The 17,192-nt window shown below is 72.6% G+C and carries 15 protein-coding genes; 8 read left to right on the forward strand and 7 right to left on the reverse strand.

Translation table 11 applies throughout. From position 1 onward, the window contains the following. Positions 1-156: 156 nt before the first annotated feature. Complete coding sequence (locus ACPCK6_RS00755; protein WP_423480021.1) at positions 157-1,416, forward strand: Nramp family divalent metal transporter; 1,260 nt, start codon at positions 157-159, stop codon at positions 1,414-1,416. A gap of 57 nt (positions 1,417-1,473) precedes the next feature. On the opposite strand, the gene ACPCK6_RS00760 is transcribed toward ACPCK6_RS00755, so the two are convergent. The 4 genes from ACPCK6_RS00760 to ACPCK6_RS00775 all read right to left on the reverse strand — a co-directional run bounded on the left by ACPCK6_RS00760 (position 1,474) and on the right by ACPCK6_RS00775 (position 5,487). Further along, a complete protein-coding gene (locus ACPCK6_RS00760) occupies positions 1,474-2,418 on the reverse strand; it encodes an ABC transporter substrate-binding protein (RefSeq protein WP_396880582.1) in 945 nt (314 codons plus the stop codon). Positions 2,419-2,450: 32 nt separating this feature from the next. Further along, on the reverse strand, positions 2,451-3,308 hold the full coding sequence (locus tag ACPCK6_RS00765) for an ABC transporter ATP-binding protein (RefSeq protein WP_396880583.1): 858 nt from the start codon (positions 3,306-3,308) through the stop codon (positions 2,451-2,453). Further along, positions 3,305-4,315 (reverse strand): FecCD family ABC transporter permease, encoded by a 1,011-nt coding sequence (locus ACPCK6_RS00770; RefSeq protein WP_396880584.1) that lies wholly within the window; start codon positions 4,313-4,315, stop codon positions 3,305-3,307. The genes ACPCK6_RS00765 and ACPCK6_RS00770 overlap by 4 nt, the downstream gene beginning before the upstream one ends. Positions 4,316-4,440: 125 nt before the next feature. Next, positions 4,441-5,487: a FecCD family ABC transporter permease gene (locus ACPCK6_RS00775; protein WP_423480022.1), complete on the reverse strand. Its 1,047-nt coding sequence runs from the start codon at positions 5,485-5,487 to the stop codon at positions 4,441-4,443. A 93-nt stretch (positions 5,488-5,580) separates the two neighbouring features. On the opposite strand from ACPCK6_RS00775, the gene ACPCK6_RS00780 reads away from it, so the two are divergent. Together ACPCK6_RS00780 and ACPCK6_RS00785 are read left to right on the forward strand one after the other, a co-directional pair. Then, positions 5,581-6,525 (forward strand): MerR family transcriptional regulator, encoded by a 945-nt coding sequence (locus tag ACPCK6_RS00780; protein ID WP_423480023.1) that lies wholly within the window; start codon positions 5,581-5,583, stop codon positions 6,523-6,525. A 4-nt stretch (positions 6,526-6,529) separates the two neighbouring features. Next, positions 6,530-6,889 carry a YciI family protein gene (locus ACPCK6_RS00785; protein ID WP_013285335.1) on the forward strand — a complete coding sequence of 120 codons (360 nt, stop codon included), beginning with the start codon at positions 6,530-6,532 and terminating at the stop codon, positions 6,887-6,889. A 26-nt stretch (positions 6,890-6,915) separates the two neighbouring features. On the opposite strand, the gene ACPCK6_RS00790 is transcribed toward ACPCK6_RS00785, so the two are convergent. Continuing rightward, complete coding sequence (locus ACPCK6_RS00790; RefSeq protein ID WP_194800957.1) at positions 6,916-7,389, reverse strand: cytidine deaminase family protein; 474 nt, start codon at positions 7,387-7,389, stop codon at positions 6,916-6,918. A 127-nt stretch (positions 7,390-7,516) separates the two neighbouring features. Between ACPCK6_RS00790 and hrpA the strand changes: the two genes are divergently transcribed. Next, a complete protein-coding gene (gene hrpA, locus ACPCK6_RS00795; RefSeq protein WP_423480024.1) occupies positions 7,517-11,512 on the forward strand; it encodes an ATP-dependent RNA helicase HrpA in 3,996 nt (1,331 codons plus the stop codon). A 41-nt stretch (positions 11,513-11,553) separates the two neighbouring features. On the opposite strand, the gene ACPCK6_RS00800 is transcribed toward hrpA, so the two are convergent. Beyond that, entirely contained in the window at positions 11,554-12,045 is a 492-nt protein-coding gene (locus ACPCK6_RS00800; protein ID WP_423480025.1) for an FBP domain-containing protein, read from the reverse strand. A gap of 67 nt (positions 12,046-12,112) precedes the next feature. Here ACPCK6_RS00800 and ACPCK6_RS00805 point away from each other — a divergent pair, with 67 nt between their 5' ends. After that, on the forward strand, positions 12,113-12,691 hold the full coding sequence (locus ACPCK6_RS00805; protein ID WP_396880588.1) for a TetR/AcrR family transcriptional regulator: 579 nt from the start codon (positions 12,113-12,115) through the stop codon (positions 12,689-12,691). On the opposite strand, the gene ACPCK6_RS00810 is transcribed toward ACPCK6_RS00805, so the two are convergent. After that, the gene (locus ACPCK6_RS00810; RefSeq protein WP_396880589.1) at positions 12,688-13,620 is read right to left on the reverse strand and encodes a LysR family transcriptional regulator; all 933 of its coding nucleotides are present in this window, start codon (positions 13,618-13,620) and stop codon (positions 12,688-12,690) included. The two genes, ACPCK6_RS00805 and ACPCK6_RS00810, sit on opposite strands and share 4 nt — an antisense overlap. 35 nt (positions 13,621-13,655) lie before the next feature. On the opposite strand from ACPCK6_RS00810, the gene ACPCK6_RS00815 reads away from it, so the two are divergent. Genes ACPCK6_RS00815 through ACPCK6_RS00825 form a run of 3 tightly spaced genes read left to right on the forward strand, consistent with a single transcriptional unit; the run spans position 13,656 to position 17,072 of the window. After that, on the forward strand, positions 13,656-14,387 hold the full coding sequence (locus ACPCK6_RS00815) for a succinate dehydrogenase cytochrome b subunit (protein ID WP_209310256.1): 732 nt from the start codon (positions 13,656-13,658) through the stop codon (positions 14,385-14,387). A gap of 1 nt (position 14,388) precedes the next feature. Then, positions 14,389-16,323 carry a fumarate reductase/succinate dehydrogenase flavoprotein subunit gene (locus ACPCK6_RS00820; protein ID WP_423480026.1) on the forward strand — a complete coding sequence of 645 codons (1,935 nt, stop codon included), beginning with the start codon at positions 14,389-14,391 and terminating at the stop codon, positions 16,321-16,323. Further along, the gene (locus ACPCK6_RS00825; protein ID WP_013285329.1) at positions 16,320-17,072 is read left to right on the forward strand and encodes a succinate dehydrogenase/fumarate reductase iron-sulfur subunit; all 753 of its coding nucleotides are present in this window, start codon (positions 16,320-16,322) and stop codon (positions 17,070-17,072) included. The genes ACPCK6_RS00820 and ACPCK6_RS00825 overlap by 4 nt, the downstream gene beginning before the upstream one ends. Positions 17,073-17,192 lie beyond the last annotated feature (120 nt).

Raw genomic sequence — 17,192 nt, forward strand, 5'->3', positions numbered from 1 at the left:
GCGCCGTGGACGAACAGCGGACGGCATCGTCGGTGTCTGCTTTCCTCCTCTGGGCTCAGATTGGTGGCATATGCGGGCATCCGTCGGGAACACCCCGCGTGGCCGCCCTCCCCGGCTCCCCCGCCGTTCGTCGCCAGTCGTCGTCGAGGAGCAACAGTGGTAACAAACGACTCGCCTGTCGTACCCCCGCTACGGACCGCCCGCGCCCCGCGCCCGGTACGCGGCCGCCTCATCCTGCTCGGACCGGCGTTCGTGGCGGCGGTCGCCTACGTCGACCCCGGCAACTTCGCCACCAACTCCACCGCCGGGGCCCGGTACGGGTACCTGCTGGTCTGGGTGGTCGTGGCGGCGAACCTGGCCGCCATGCTGGTGCAGACGCTCACCGCGAAGCTCGGCCTGGCCACCGGGCGCAGCCTGCCCGAACTGTGCCGGGAGCACCTGCCCCGGCCGCTCAACCGGGTCATGTGGGCGCAGGCCGAGCTGGTCGCCATGGCCACCGACCTGGCCGAGGTGATCGGCGGGGCGGTCGCGCTGTACCTGCTGTTCGGCGTCCCGCTTCTCCCCGGCGGCCTGATCATCGGCGCCGCCTCGTTCGCCATCCTCGCGCTGCGGGCCAGGGGCTTCCGGACGTTCGAGATCGCCATCGCCGTGCTGCTCGGCGTGATCGTGCTGGCGTTCGCGGTCAACCTGGTCAGCGCGCAACCGGACGTGTCCGACGCCGCGGCCGGACTGCTGCCCCGGATGCAGGGCACCGACAGCATGCTGCTCGCCGCCGGCATCCTGGGCGCGACGGTGATGCCGCACGTCATCTACGTGCACTCGGCGCTGACCCCGAACCGCCTGCCCGCCGAGGGTGAGGCGCAGCGGCGGCTGGTCGCCAAGGGCCTGCGGGTCGACGTGCTGATCGCACTGGGCATCGCCGGCGCGGTCAACCTGGCCATGCTGCTGGTCGCCGCGAGCAGCTTCCACGGCACGTCGATCCCCGGCACCGACACCCTGGAAGGCGTGCACTCCGGGCTCGCCGCCACGCTCGGCACGGCGGCGGCGGTCGGCTTCGCGGTCGCTCTGCTCCTGTCCGGGCTCGCCTCCACGAGCGTCGGCACGTACGCCGGCGAGATCATCATGCAGGGCTTCCTGCGCCGCCGGATCCCGCTGCTGGTCCGCCGGACGATCACGCTGCTGCCCGCGCTGGCGGTGCTCGCGATCGGCGTCGACCCGACGCGGGCGCTGGTGCTGTCCCAGGTGGTGCTGAGCTTCGGCATCCCGTTCGCGCTGATCCCGGTGGTGATGTTCACGCGCCGCCGGGATCTGATGGGCAGCCTGGTCAACCGCCGGTCCACCACCGCCGCGGCGGTCGCGATCACCGCGTTCGTGGTGGCGCTCAACGCGTTCCTGCTCTGGCAGTTGGCGGCCTGAAACACACCCGCGCCCGTCCGGCCCGGTGGGGCTGGACGGGCGCGGGTGATTCGGGGCTCAGGCGGCCAGGTACTTCTCCAGGTCGTCCAGGATCTTGTTGGCGGCGCCCACGCCGATGCCGGTCATCCAGATCTCGTCGGACACCACGTGCGCCTTGCCGGCCTTGACCGCGGACAGGCCCTTCCACAGCGTGCCGCCGGTGACCTTGGCCTGCTCGGCGGCGGCCTTCTCGCCGTACGCGGTCACGAACACCACGTCGCCGTCGGCCTCGGCGATGCGCTCCGGGCTGACCCGGTCCATCCGCTTGTCCTCCTTGCCGGCGAGCATCTGCCGCTCGGGGCGGCCCAGGCCGGTGTCACCGACGACGATGCCGGAGAACGAGTCAGGCCCGTACAGACGGATCTCGGTCGGCATGAAGCGCACGATGGAGACCTTGCGCGACGAGGCGTCGCCGAGCTTCGTGCCGAAGTCCTTCGCCCGCTTCTCGTACTCGGCCAGCAGGTCCTTCGCCTGCTGCTCCTTGCCCAGTGCCGCGCCGTCGAGGAGGAAGTTCTCCTTCCAGGTGATGCCCACCTTCTCGGTGAACACGGTGGGGGCGATCTTGGACAGCTCGTCGTAGAACTTCTCCTGGCGGAACTTGCTGCCCAGGATCAGGTCCGGATTGAGCGCGTTGATCGCCTCCAGGTCCGGCTCGGTGAGCACGCCGACCTCGGTGATGCCGGCGAGCTTGTCCGCGCCGAAGTAGGTGGGCCAGCTCTTCGCCTCACCGGCGGTCGCCGCGCCGACCGGGGTGACGCCCAGCGACAGCGCGGTGTCGATCTTGTCGGTGTCGAGCACGACCACGCGCTTGGGCTCGGCGGGCACCTTCGTGGTGCCCATGGCGTGGGTGATCTCCCGGGTCTCCCCGGTGCCGGTGCCGGCGACGGGGTCACTCTCCCCGCATGCGGTGAGACCGACGCCGAGAGCGAGGGCGGCGGTGAGTGCGACGGCGAGACGACGCATCAGGTTCCTTTCGGTGGTGCGGGTCGGCGCGCTCAGGCGTCGCCGACGGGGGCGCCGGCCGGAGCCGGCGTGACGGCCGGAACGGCCGAGGTCTGGGCGGATCCGGTCTGGGTGAGGGCCGGCACCACGAGCGGGGCGCCGCTGACCGGGCAGGGCACGACCACGCAGTCCAGCCCGAACACGTCGCGGACCAGGTCGGCGGTGAGGATCTCGCGCGGCTCGCCGGCGGCCACCACCGCGCCGTCGCGCATGGCGATCAGGTGGTCGGCGTACCGGGCGGCCTGGTTGAGGTCGTGCAGCACGGCCACCACGGTCCGGCCCCGCTCGGCGCGCAGCCGGTGCAGCAGGTCCAGCACCTCGACCTGGTGGGCCAGGTCGAGGAACGTGGTCGGCTCGTCCAGCAGCAGCGCGTCGGTGTCCTGGGCCAGCGTCATGGCGATCCACACCCGCTGGCGCTGCCCGCCGGAGAGCGTGTCCACCGGGCGGTCGGCGAGCGCGCTCACATCGGCCAGCCGCATGGCCTCCTCGACCGCCCGTCCGTCCTCGGCCGACCACTGCCGCCACCAGCGCTGGTAGGGCTGCCGGCCGCGCCCGACCAGGTCGGCCACGGTGATCCCCTCGGGCACCAGCGGGCTCTGCGGCAGGACGCCGAGCCGCCGGGCCACGTCCCGGGTCGGCAGATCCCGGATCGCCGCGCCGTCCAGCAGCACCGCGCCGCGCCGGGGCGTGAGCAGCCGGGCCATGGTGCGCAGCAGCGTCGACTTGCCGCAGGCGTTCGGGCCGACGATCACGGTGAACGTGTCGGCCGGCAGGTCGAGGTCCAGTCCGTCCAGCACGGTGCGGCCCTCGTAGCCGACGACCAGGTCGCGGGTGGACAGCAGCGCGGTCACGACCGCCTCCCTCGGGTGCGCAGCAGCACGAAGATCAGGTACGGCCCGCCGATCGCCGCGGTGAGGACGCCGGCCGGCAGTTGGGTCGGCGCCAGCAGCCGGCGGGCGCCGAGGTCGGCGAGGACCAGCAGCAACGCGCCCAGCAGCGCGGCGCACAGCAGCGGCGGGCGCTCGGCGCGGACCAGCCGCCGGGCCACCTGCGGGGCCACCAGCGCCACGAAGTCGACGGCGCCGACCTGGGCGGTGACCATGGCGGCGGCCAGCACACCGGTGCCGGCCAGCCCCATGCGCCGGGCCACCGGCCGCAGGCCGATCCCCCGCGCGGTGTCGTCGTCGAGCGCGCTGCTGCGCAGCGCCCACCCGGCCCAGAGCAGCACCGGCAGCAGGACCGCGAGCGTGCCGGCGATCCAGGCCGCCTCGCTCCACCCCTTGCCGGCGAGCGTGCCGATCAGCCAGATCTGCGCGCGCAGCCCGTCGATCGGGTCGGCGGTGAGCATGACCACCTCGATCAGCGCCCGGAACGCGAACGCCACCGCCACACCGGCGAGCACGAACCGCTGGGCCGCCAGGCCGTGCCGGGCGCCGAGCGCGAACACCACCACCGCGGCGGCCAGGCCGCCGAGCAGCGCCGCCGGCGCCACCAGCACCGCCGCCGCGCCGCTGGTCAGCGCGATCGTCGCGGCCAGCCCTGCGCCCTGGGTGACACCGATGACGTCGGGGCTCGCGAGCGGGTTGCGGGCCACGCTCTGGATCAGCGTGCCGGCCACGCCGAAGGCCGCACCGGCCACCGCCGCGAGGACCGCGCGAGGCAGTCGCAGGTCGCGCACCACGAGGTCGTACGGGGTGCCCGCGCCGGAGAGCGACCGCACCACGTCCACCGGGGCGACGTACGGCGTACCCAGCGACAGACTGACCACCACCGCGACACAGAGCAGCACGAACAGCACCGCCGCCACGACAACCGGCCGCCACCGGAACGGCACCACGACCGCCCCGACCCGCAGCACTCCACGCCCCCGCGGCCGCACCCCTCGCCGTTGATCTTGCGCGTCGGGCTCCTCGGGTGCCCGGAATGCTCCTTCCGGGGCGGCAAGTGCAAGATCGCGGGAGCCGGCGGCGGGGGTGGGGGTGGTCATGTCGTCACCGTCTTGGCTCGGTGGACCAGGAAGGCCAGGAGCGGGGCGCCGAGCAGGGCCGTGATGATGCCGGCGGGGATCTCGCCGGGCGGGGCGACGAGACGGCCGGCCACGTCGGCCGTGAGCAGCAGGGCGGGGCCGAGCAGCGCGGCGACCAGCAGCGTCCACCGCTGGTCCGCGCCCACCAGCGCCCGGGCCAGGTGCGGCACCGCCAGCCCGACGAAGGCGATCGGCCCGGCGGCGGCCACGGCCGCGCCGGTGAGCAGCACGCCACCGGCCCCGGCGGCGAGCCGCACCAGCGCGACCCGGTGCCCGAGTCCCCGGGCCACGTCGTCGCCGAGGGCGAGCGCGTCCAGGCCTCGGGCGGCGAGCGCGGCCAGCACCACCCCGGCCACCACGAACGGCAGCACCTGCCCGGCCACGCCGACGCCCCGGCCGGTCAGCCCGCCGACCACCCAGAAGCGGTACTCCTCGAACGTGCGGGCGTCAATGCTGAGCAGCGCGTACACGATGGCGCCGAGACCGGCGTCGAGGGCCGCGCCGACGAGCGCGAGGGTGACCGGGCTGGCGCCCTCGCGGGTGCGGTTGGCGATGGCGAACACGAGCAGCCCGGCGAGCAGCGCCCCGGCGATGCCGAACCAGACGTAGCCGGCGAGCGTGCCCACCCCGAACACGGCGATGGCCAGCACCACCCCGAACGACGCCCCGGCGCTGACGCCGAGGATGCGCGGCTCGGCCAGCGGGTTGCGGGTGACCGCCTGGAACAGCACCCCGGCCAGCGCCAGCGCCAGGCCGACGACGAACCCGAGGGCGGTACGCGGCAGCCGCAGTTCCCGGACCACTGTGGTGGCGTCGCCGCCGTCCGGGGACACGAGCGCGTGCCACACCTGGTCGACGGGGAGTTGACGGCTGCCGAGCGCGAGGCTGGCCAGCAGCGCCAGCAGGAGCAGGAGCGCCGCCGCCACGGTGACCGCGACGCGGCGGACGGTGCCGCGGCGGACGGGAGTCCCGGCCCGCGCGGGCCGGACGGCGACGGTGGTCACGGGGGGCTTCGCCTTCCGATTAGGTGCGCCTTACCTTAGCTGACCTGGTAAGGCGTACCTAAGCGGGTTGCGTCTCCACCAGGGGGAGGCACGATGGTGGATGCCATGGACGGTGGGGAGCGCTACTCGATCGGTGACCTGGCCCGGCGGACCGGGCTGCCGGTGAAGACGATCCGGTTCTGGTCCGACCGCGGCCTCGTGCCGCCCACCGACCGGGGACCGGCCGGCCACCGCCGCTACGACGCGGCCGCGGTGGCCCGGCTCGACCTGGTACGGACGTTGCGCGAGCTGGGCGTGGACCTGCCCACCGTGCGCCGGGTGGTGGCGCGGGAGGTCACCCTGGGCGAGGTCGCCTCGGCGCACGCGGACGCGCTGACCGCGCAGATCCGCCTGCTGCGGACGCGTCGCGCGGTGCTGACGGTGATCGCCCGGCGCGATGCCACCCCGTCCGAGGCCGACCTGCTGCACCGGCTGGCCGGCCTGGCCTCGCGGGAGCGACGGCGGCTGGTCGACGAGTTCCTCGACTCGGCGTTCGGCGGCCTGACCGAGCCGGGGTTCGCGGGCATCCGCCGGTCACTCACGCCGGAGCTGCCGGACGATCCGGACGACTGCCGGATCGAGGCGTGGGTGGAGCTGGCCGAGCTGGCCCTGGACCCGGGATTCCGGGCCGGGCTACGCCGGCTGGCCGAGCAGCACGCGGCGGACCGGGTGGGCGCCGAGGGCGTACGCCGGGACGTGGTCGCCGTGGTCCGGGAGGAGGTGGCCCCGGCGCTCGCCGGCGGCGTCGAGCCGGCCTCGCCGGACGCCGATCCGATCCTGGCTCGGGCGGCGGCCCGGTACGCGCGGCTCTGCGGCCGGCCGGACGACGCCCGCCTGCGCCGGCGGATGCTGGACCGGTTGCGGACCGCGCACGACCCTCGCCGGGAGCGCTACCTGGAGCTGCTCGCCGTGGTCAACGGCTGGCCGCCGGCCGAGAGCCTGGCGCCGGTGCTGGACTGGTCGATCCGGGCACTGCACGCCCGGCAGCACCTAGCCTGAGAGTATGCGATTCGACAGGCACACGGTGGTGCTCCTGGTCCGCCCGGACGACGCGCCGGACCTGCCGCAGGACGCCCTCGACCGGATCCAGGACGCCCACCTGGCGCACCAGGCCGGGCTGGTGGAGCAGGGCGCGGTGCTCGCGGCGGGCCCGTTCCTCGACGGCGACGACGGGCGGGTCCGCGGTTTCGTGGTGCTGTCGGTGGACCCGCAGATGGCCCGTGAGCTGTACGCGAACGACCCGGCGGTCCGCGCGGGCCGGCTCGTCGCGCAGGTGAGCAGCTGGATGGTGCCGGAGGGCCAGGTCCGTTTCGAGCAGGTGCCGGTCCCCCGCTCGATGCTGGAGGCAGCGGCCGGCGACTGAGTGTCGCGGCTCGGCCGGTGCGCGGGTCAGTCCTCGGCGGCCTGCCGGACTCCCGGCACCACCGGGGTCGGCCACAGCGGGGCACGCGGGCCGGCCGGCACCTCGACCTGCTGGTCCGACCAGACGTACGTCTCGGGCAGCAGGTCGGCGATCGGGACCGCGCGCAGCCCGTCGGGCGGACCGACGATCACCTTGATCGACGGGAAGTAGTCGAGCAGCACCTGACGGCAGCGCCCGCACGGCGGGAGGACGCCCCGGCCGCGGTCCCCCACCGCGACGATCGCCTCCAGCTCGCCCGCGCCCTGGGTCGCGGCGGCGCCGAGGGCCACCACCTCGGCGCAGGGGCCGCCGGTGAAGTGGTAGACGTTCACGCCGCTGAACACCCGGCCGTCGGTGCTGCGGACGGCGGCGGCGACAGTGTGGTTGTCGCTGCGGCAGCGCAGCTTCGCGACGGCGGTGGCGGCCTGCACGAGCGCCCGGTCGGTGTCCCGCATGATCATCCCCGCCCCTCGTCGGCCTCGTCGGCGGCAACTTTATCCGGCGGGGACGGCCGCACCAGGGAGGGCACGCCCAGCGCCGGTAACCCGGGGGCGGTCCGCCGCGCGGCTGCCTATCCTTGGCGACGACATGCAGAATCCAGCCGTACCCGCCGCCCCTGAGACCGCCCGCGACCTGCACCGCCGCCTCGCCCCCCTGATGTTCCGCGATCAGCGCCGGATCCAGCGGCGGCTCGACGGCGTGCGCCGGCTGCGCGACCCGCAGCGGCGGGAGGCGGCGCTGGCCGAGATCGCGGCCGAGGTGACAAGGGCCGAGGCGCGCCTGGCGGCGCGCCGCGCGGCCGTGCCGGCGATCACCTATCCGCCGCAGTTGCCGGTGAGCGAGCGCAAGGACGACATCGCCGCCGCGATCCGCGACCACCAGGTGGTGATCGTGGCCGGCGAGACCGGCTCCGGGAAGACCACCCAGCTCCCCAAGATCTGCCTGGAGCTGGGGCGCGGCGTCACCGGCCTGATCGGCCACACCCAGCCCCGCCGGCTGGCGGCCCGCACGGTCGCCGACCGGATCGCCGACGAACTCGGCACCGAGCTGGGCGACGTGGTCGGCTACAAGGTGCGCTTCACCGATCAAGTGGGCGACAACAGCCTGGTCAAGCTGATGACCGACGGCATCCTGCTGGCCGAGTTGCAGACCGACCGGATGCTGCGGCAGTACGACACGCTGATCATCGACGAGGCGCACGAGCGCAGCCTCAACATCGACTTCATCCTGGGGTATCTCAGGCAGCTCCTGCCCCGCCGGCCCGACCTCAAGGTCGTCATCACGTCGGCGACGATCGAGACCGACCGGTTCGCGAAGCACTTCGCCGACGCCGACGGCAACCCGGCGCCCGTGGTCGAGGTGTCCGGGCGCACGTACCCGGTGGAGGTCCGCTACCGGCCGCTGGTCGAGGTCACCGAGGCCGACGAGGAGGACGAGGCCGACGAGGAGAACGTCCGGGACCAGATCCAGGCCATCGGCGACGCGGTCGAGGAGCTGGCCGCCGAGGGGCCCGGCGACATCCTGGTGTTCCTCAGCGGCGAGCGGGAGATCCGCGACACCGCCGACGCGCTGGGCAAGCTGGTCCAGAAGAAGCGGTCGCTGCTCGGCACCGAGATCCTGCCGCTGTACGCCCGGCTGTCCACCGCCGAGCAGCACCGGGTCTTCGCCGCGCACTCCAACCGCCGGGTGGTGCTGGCCACGAACGTCGCGGAGACCTCGCTGACGGTGCCCGGCATCAAGTATGTGGTGGACCCGGGTACGGCCCGGATCTCCCGCTACTCCAGCCGGCTGAAGGTGCAGCGGCTGCCGATCGAGCAGGTCTCGCAGGCCAGCGCCAACCAGCGCAAGGGCCGCTGCGGGCGTACCTCCGACGGCATCTGCATCCGCCTCTACGACGAGCAGGACTTCGACTCGCGCCCCGAGTTCACCGACCCGGAGATCCTGCGGACCAACCTGGCCTCGGTCATCCTCCAGATGACCTCGATCGGGCTCGGCGACGTCGCGGCGTTCCCGTTCATCGACCCGCCGGACCGGCGCAACGTCACCGACGGCGTGAACCTGCTGCACGAGCTGGGCGCGCTCGACCCGGCCGAGACCGACCCGGCGAAGCGGCTCACCGCGCTGGGCCGGCGGCTGGCCCAGCTCCCGGTCGACCCCCGGCTGGCCCGGATGGTCCTCGAAGGCGAGCGCAACGGCTGCGCCACCGAGGTCGTGGTGATCGCCGCCGCGCTCTCCATTCAGGATCCCCGCGAACGCCCGGCCGACAAGCAGGCCCAGGCCGACCAGGCACACGCCCGGTTCGCCGACAAGGAGTCGGACTTCGTCGCGTACCTGAACCTGTGGCGCTACCTGCGGGACAAGCAGCGGGAGCTGTCGTCCAGCGCGTTCCGCCGGATGTGCAAGGCCGAATATCTCAACTACCTGCGGGTACGCGAATGGCAGGACATCGTCAGCCAGTTGCGCCAGGTCCTGCGTACCTCCGACAAGGGTGAGGGCCGGCGCGGCGCCGGCGCCGACCTGCCCGAGGAGATCGACACCCCGAAGGTGCACCAGTCGCTGCTGCCCGGCCTGCTGTCGCACCTCGGCCTCAAGGACGCGCAGAAGCACGAATACCTGGGCGCGCGGGGCGCGAAGTTCGCGATCTTCCCCGGGTCGGCGCTGTTCAAGAAGCCGCCGCGCTGGGTGATGGCGGCCGAGCTGGTGGAGACGTCCCGGCTGTGGGGCCGGGTGGCCGGGCGGGTCGAGCCGGAGTGGGTCGAGCCGCTGGCCCAGCACCTGGTCAAGCGCAGCTACAGCGAGCCGCACTGGGAGAAGAAGCAGGCCGCGGTGATGGCCTACGAGAAGGTCACGCTGTACGGCATCCCGATCGTCACCTCCCGCAAGGTGAACTTCGGGCGGATCGACGCAGGTCTGAGCCGGGAGCTGTTCATCAGGCACGCCCTGGTGGAGGGTGACTGGCAGACCCACCACCAGTTCTGGCGGGACAACCAGAAGCTGCTGACCGAGATCGAGGAGCTGGAGAACCGGGCCCGGCGCCGCGACATCCTGGTCGACGACGAGACCATCTTCGCCTTCTACGACCAGCGGATCCCCGCCGACGTGGTCTCCGGGCGGCACTTCGACTCGTGGTGGAAGAAGACCCGCCGGGAGCGGCCCGACCTGCTCACGTTCACCCGCGAACTGCTCGTCAACGACGGCCGGGGCGGGGTGGACGAGGAGGACTTCCCGGACGAGTGGCGGGCCGACGGCGTGACGCTGCCGCTGACGTACACGTTCGACCCGACCGCGCCTGCCGACGGCGTGACTGTGGACATCCCGCTGCCGCTGCTCAACCAGGTGCCGGCGGAGAGCTTCGACTGGCAGGTGCCGGGGCTGCGCGAGGAACTGGTGATCGCGCTGATCCGGTCGCTGCCCAAGCCGGTACGGCGCAACTTCGTGCCGGTGCCCGACTACGCCCGCGCCGCGCTCGCCGCGATCACGCCGGGCGAGGAACCGCTGCTGGCCGCGCTGACCCGGCAACTGCGCCGGATGACCGGGGTGACGGTTCCGGCCGACGCGTGGGATCTGAGCAGGCTGCCGCCGCACCTGCGGGTCACGTTCCGGGTGCTCGGCGACGACGACAAGCCGGTCGCCGAGGGCAAGGACCTGCCGGCGCTGCAACGCGAGCTGCGCCAGGAGGTACGCCAGGTCGTGGCCGCCGCCGCGCCCGACGTGGCCCGGACCGGGCTGACCGAGTGGTCGATCGGCGCGCTGCCGCGCAGCATCGAGCAGGTCCGCGCCGGCTTCGCGGTGACCGCGTACCCGGCGCTGGTGGACGAGGGCGCGACGGTCGGGGTGAAGGTGTTCGACTCCGCCGCCGAGCAGGAAACGGCGCACTGGGCGGGCACCCGGCGGCTGCTGCGGCTGACGATGCCGTCACCGGCGAAGTTCCTCCAGGGGCGGCTGAGCAACGAGGCGAAGCTGGCGCTGTCCCGCAACCCGCACGGCAGCGTGCCGGAGCTGATCGAGGACGCGGCCGGCGCGGCGATCGACAAGCTGATCGGCGACGCGGGCGGTCCCGCCTGGGACGCCGAGGGCTTCGCCGCGCTGCGCGACCGGGTGCGGGCCGATCTGGTGGACACCGTGGTCGAGGTGATGGAGCGGGTACGCCGGGTACTCGCGTCCGCGTACGCGGTGGAGCAGCGGCTCGGCGCCACCCGGAACCTCGCCGTGGTGGCCGCGCTGGCCGACATCCGCAACCAGCTCACCGGCCTGGTGCACAGGGGTTTCATCACCGAGACGGGGTACGCGCGCCTGCCCGACGTGCTGCGCTACCTGACCGCGATCGAGCGGCGGCTGGACCGGTTGCCGGGCAACCCGCAGCGGGACAAGCAGCAGCAGGATCGGGTCGCCGTGGTGCAGAAGGAGTACCAGGACATGCTGGCCGCGCTGCCGCCGCCGCGGCGCCAGGAGGCGGCGGTCCGCCAGATCCGCTGGATGATCGAGGAGTTGCGGGTGAACGTCTTCGCCCAGGCCCTGGGAACCCCCTACCCGGTCTCCGAGCAGCGGATCTACCGAGCCATGGACGACGCCGAGTCCCGCTGACCCGCCCGTCCCATCCCACCCGCCGCGGGCGGGGGGAGGGGTCACGTGGTGACGCGGGTGATGAAGGCGGTGAGGTGGGAGAGGGTCCGGTCGATCTTCTCCTCGAGGGTCAGCGACTCGGGCAGGCGGGCGCCGGGGCCGGCGTCCTTGCGGCCCCGTAGGTAGAGCGAGCAGGCGAGATCGTCGCAGAGGTAGATGCCCACCGAGTCGCCCTGCTGCCCCGCCTTGCCCGCCTTGCGCGCGACCATCAGGCTGACGCCGCCGGCCGGATTCGTCAGGCACACCGAGCACATGGTGCGGCGTCGCCGCCCGGGCCCGGGGCTCGGGCGCCGCAGGGCGAGGGCGACCGGGCGGCCCTGCGGGGCGGCGACCAGGTAGGCACGGTCGGGCGCCTGGGGATCCCGCCAGCCGAGGTAGTCGAGGTCGGCCCAGGGACGGGCGCCGAGGTCGCGCGGAACGTGCAGCCGCTTCGCCTCGCCCTTTGTGCAGTTCACGAAGGCGGCACGGATCTCGGGTTCGGTCAACGGAGTCATACACCCGAGGGTAATTTTCCTAAAGGTATTAGGCAAAGGCATAATGAGTCGTGGTGAGAGGAGACTCATGGCCCGCGCGGGACTCAATCGAGGACGTCTGATCCAGGCCGGGGCGGAGCTGGCCGACGAGGTCGGCTTCGACCAGGTGACCGTCTCGGCGCTGGCCAGGAGGTTCGGCGTGACGGTCGCCAGCCTCTACTCGCACGTCCGCAACTCCCACGACCTGCGGGTCGGGATCGCGCTGCTCGCGCTCGGTGAACTCGCCGACGAGGCCGCCGACGCGCTCGCCGGGCGGGCCGGCAAGGAGGCGCTGACCGCATTCGCGAACGTCTACCGCGACTACGCTCACCGCCATCCGGGCCGCTGGGCCGCGGCCCAGTTGCGGCTCGACCCGCAGACCGCGGCCGGCAGCGCCGGCATCCGGCACTCCCAGATGATGCGGGCGATCCTACGCGGCTACCACCTGCCCGAGCCGGAGCAGACGCACGCCGTCCGCCTGCTCGGCAGCGTCTTCCAGGGTTTCGTCGGCCTGGAGATGGGGGGCGGCTTCGACCACAGCGCACCCGCTCCGCCGGAGAGCTGGGAACGGGTGCTGGACGCCGTCGACGCCCTGCTGTGCAACTGGCCGACGGCCGACGCCACCTAGGCCAGCGGCTCCACGCCGGGCGGCAGCCGGCCGGTGGCGGTGGCGTCGTGGACGTACTCCAGGAGGATGCGGCGCAGCTCGCGCCCGGCGTGGGTGGGCACCACGTCGCGGCGGCGGGCCACCGCGATGGTCCGGCGGACGCCGGGCGGGACGAGCCGGGTGACCCGGATGCCCGCGCGGCGGGCCACCACGATGCCGGGCACCAGCGCGACGCCGAGCCCGGCCTCGACGAAGCTGAGCACGGCGTCCATCTCCCCGCCGTCGACGGACAGGGTCGGCTCGAACCCGGCCGCCCGGCACGCCTGGAGCGTGGCGTCACGCAGGTCGTAGCCCTCGCGGAACATGACGAGCGGCTGGTCGCGCAGGTCGGTGATCCGCAGTTCCCCGGCTTCGGAGGCGCCGGGCAGCGGGTCGACCGAGGCGACCACCAGGCTCTCCCGCAGGATCGGGTCGGCGCGCAGCCCCGGGTCGGTGCCGGCCGACGGCATGATGATCAGGGCGAGGTCGAGGTCGCCGCGGAGCAGGTCACGGACGAGGTCCTGCGAGCCGCCCTCCTCCACGCGCAGGTCGATCGTGGGGTGCGCGTCGCGGAACCGGCGCAGCACCGGCGGGGCGAGCGAGGTGGCGAGGCTGGGTGTGGCGCCGAGCCGGACCCGGCCCCGGCGCAGCCCCACCAGCTCCTGCACCTCGCGGGTGGCGGTCTCCACGTCGGCGAGGATCCGCTTGGCCAGCGGCAGCAGCACCTCACCCGCGGCGGTCAGTGTGATGTTGCCCCTTACCCGTTCGAACAGCGGGGCCCCCAGGTCGGTCTCCAGCGCGTGAATTTGCTTACTCAACGAGGGCTGGGTTATGCCGACAAGATCGGCTGCTTGGGTGAAATGTCGTACTTCGGCGACCGCCACGAAGTACCGGAGCTGATGGAGCTGCATCTACATAGCCTACGGCTATCAACGCTGCGATTTCGATGCATTGGACGCCTGATCGAAGTGCTCCTAGCGTCGACCGCGTGGTAATCACGAAAACTCGGTCGCCCATCCGCTCGAACGTCGGCCTCAAGGCCGTCATGGCGGTGACGGGCATCATCCTCGTGCTGTTCCTGATCGCGCACATGCTCGGCAACCTGAAGATCTTCACGGGTGAGACCTCGTTCGACCACTACGCGCACTGGCTGCGGGACATCGGCACGCCGCTGCTGCCGACGACGTGGTTCCTGTGGATCCAGCGCACCGTGCTCACGGTCGCCGTCCTCGGGCACATCGGCGCGGCCACCGTGCTCGCGATGCGGTCCCGGGCCGCCCGCCCGGTCCGGTACGCGCACCGCCGCAAGATCCACGTGAACTACGCGGCCCGCACGATGCGCTGGGGTGGTGTGATCATCCTGCTCTTCGTGATCTACCACATCCTCGACCTGACCACGGGTCACCTGAACCCGCAGGGCGACCCGGCCAACCCGTACGGCAACGTCGTCGCGGACTTCGCCCCGGAGCGCTGGTACGTCACGCTCTTCTACACCCTCGCGCTGGTGACCCTCGGCTTCCACCTGCGCCACGGCGCCTTCAGCGCGTTCCGCAGCCTCGGCCAGCAGACGCCGAAGGGCGAGCGCCGGGCCCGGATCGCCGCGCTCGTCTTCGCCGTCGCGCTCGTCGGCGGCTACCTGCTGGTTCCGTTCGCCGTGATCACCGGATTGGTGTCCTGACATGGATCTCTACACCGAGGGCGACCCGATCGCCGACACCCGGGCCCCGGACGGCCCGATCGAGACGCGGTGGGACCGCCACCGCTTCGAGATGAAGCTGGTCAACCCGGCCAACCGCCGGAAGATGACGGTGATCGTGGTCGGCACCGGCCTGGCCGGCGGTTCCGCCGCCGCCACGCTGGCCGAGCAGGGCTACCAGGTGCGGTCCTACTGCTACCAGGACAGCCCGCGCCGGGCCCACTCGATCGCCGCGCAGGGCGGCATCAACGCCGCCAAGAACTACCGCAACGACGGCGACTCGGTGCACCGCCTCTTCTACGACACGGTCAAGGGCGGCGACTTCCGCTCCCGCGAGTCGAACGTGCACCGGCTGGCCGAGGTGTCGGTGAACATCATCGACCAGTGCGTGGCGCAGGGCGTGCCGTTCGCCCGCGAGTACGGCGGCCTGCTGGACACCCGCTCCTTCGGCGGCGCGCAGGTGCAGCGCACCTTCTACGCCCGGGGCCAGACGGGCCAGCAGCTGCTGCTCGGCGCGTACCAGGCGCTGGAGCGGCAGATCGGCCTGGGCAACGTGGAGATGAACGCCCGCCACGAGATGCTCGAGCTGGTGATCGTCGACGGCCGGGCGCGCGGCATCGTGGTCCGCGACATGGTCACCGGTGAGATCAGCACCGAGATGGCCGACGCGGTCGTGCTCGCCTCCGGCGGCTACGGCAACGTCTTCTACCTCTCCACGAACGCCAAGGGCTGCAACGTCACCGCCTCCTGGCGGGCGCACCGCAAGGGCGCGTACTTCGCGAACCCCTGCTACACGCAGATCCACCCGACCTGCATCCCGGTCTCCGGCGACCACCAGTCGAAGCTGACCCTGATGAGCGAGTCGCTGCGTAACGACGGCCGGGTGTGGGTGCCGAAGGCCAAGGGCGACCAGCGCAGCCCGCGGGACATCCCCGAGGACGAGCGGGACTACTACCTGGAGCGGATCTACCCGTCCTTCGGCAACCTGGTCCCCCGGGACATCGCCTCCCGCGCCGCGAAGAACGTGTGCGACGAGGGACGCGGCGTCGGCCCGACCGGCCTCGGCGTCTACCTGGACTTCGCCGACGCGATCAACCGGCTGGGCCGCAAGGCCATCGAGGCCAAGTACGGCAACCTCTTCGAGATGTACGAGCGGATCACCGGCGAGGACCCGTACGAGGTGCCGATGCGGATCTACCCCGCCGTGCACTACACGATGGGCGGCCTCTGGGTCGACTACGACCTCCAGTCGACGATCCCCGGCCTGTTCGTGATCGGTGAGGCCAACTTCTCCGACCACGGCGCGAACCGGCTCGGCGCCTCGGCGCTGATGCAGGGCCTGGCCGACGGCTACTTCGTGCTGCCGAACACGCTCGCCAACTACCTGGCCTCCAGCTCGCTGGACAAGGTCGACGCCAGTCACCCCGAGGCGGTCGCGGCGCGGACCGAGGTCGAGGACCGGATCAAGCGGCTGCTGGCGATCAACGGCGACCGCACGGTGGACTCGTTCCACCGCGAGCTGGGCCAGATCATGTGGGAGCACTGCGGCATGGAGCGCTCCGAGGCCGGGCTGCGCAAGGCGATCGACGAGATCCGCGCGCTGCGCGAGCAGTTCTGGCAGCGGGTGCGCGTGCCGGGTGACGGCGAGGGCCTCAACCAGTCGCTGGAGAAGGCCGGCCGGGTGGCCGACTTCTTCGAGCTGGCCGAGCTGATGTGCATCGACGCCCTGCACCGCGAGGAGTCCTGCGGCGGCCACTTCCGGGCCGAGCACCAGACGCCCGACGGCGAGGCGCAGCGCGACGACGACCGGTTCGCCTACGTGGCGGCCTGGGAGTTCACCGGCACCGGTGAGCCCGTGCTGCACAAGGAAGACCTGACCTTCGAATACGTCCACCCCACGCAGCGGAGCTACAAGTGAACCTGACCCTGCGCATCTGGCGCCAGACCGGCCCCGAGGACAAGGGTCGGATGGTGACCTACCCGGTGCAGGACGTGTCCCCGGACATGTCCTTCCTGGAGATGCTCGACGTACTCAACGAGCGGCTCATCCTCGACGGCGAGGAGCCGGTGGCGTTCGACCACGACTGCCGCGAGGGCATCTGCGGCATGTGCAGCCTCATGATCAACGGCGAGGCGCACGGCCCGCAGCGCGGCACCACCGCCTGCCAGCTGCACATGCGGCAGTTCTCCGACGGCGACACGATCGACATCGAGCCGTGGCGGGCCCGGGCGTTCCCGGTCGTCAAGGATCTGGTGGTCAACCGCAACGCGTTCGACCAGATCATCGCCGCCGGCGGCTACGTCACCGCGCCGACCGGCAGCGCCCCGGAGGCGCACTCGGTGCCGGTACCGAAGGCCGACGCGGACGCCGCGTTCGAGTCGGCCGCCTGCATCGGCTGCGGCGCCTGCGTGGCGGCCTGCCCGAACGGCTCCGGCATGCTGTTCACCGCCGCGAAGATCACCCAGCTCTCGCTGCTGCCGCAGGGTCAGCCGGAGCGCTACACCCGGGTGATCGGCATGGTGGACGCGCACGACGAGGCCGGCTTCGGCGGCTGCACCAACATCGGCGAGTGCGCGGCGGCCTGCCCGAAGGGCATCCCGCTGAACACCATCGGCCGCCTCAACCGGGACTACCTGAAGGCGACGGCCAAGCGCTCCGGCTCCTGACCGGACACCGCACGACCAGGCGACCGCCGCGCCCCGCAACCGGGGGCGCGGCGGTCGCGCTCTCCCGGGGTACGCCCCAGCGGTCGGTGCGACGAAGCGCCGGCCGCGTCACGGTCTCTC

Origin of the sequence: Micromonospora sp. AB353, from assembly GCF_049538395.1 — a bacterium.
Classification (GTDB): Bacteria; Actinomycetota; Actinomycetes; order Mycobacteriales; family Micromonosporaceae; genus Micromonospora; species Micromonospora aurantiaca.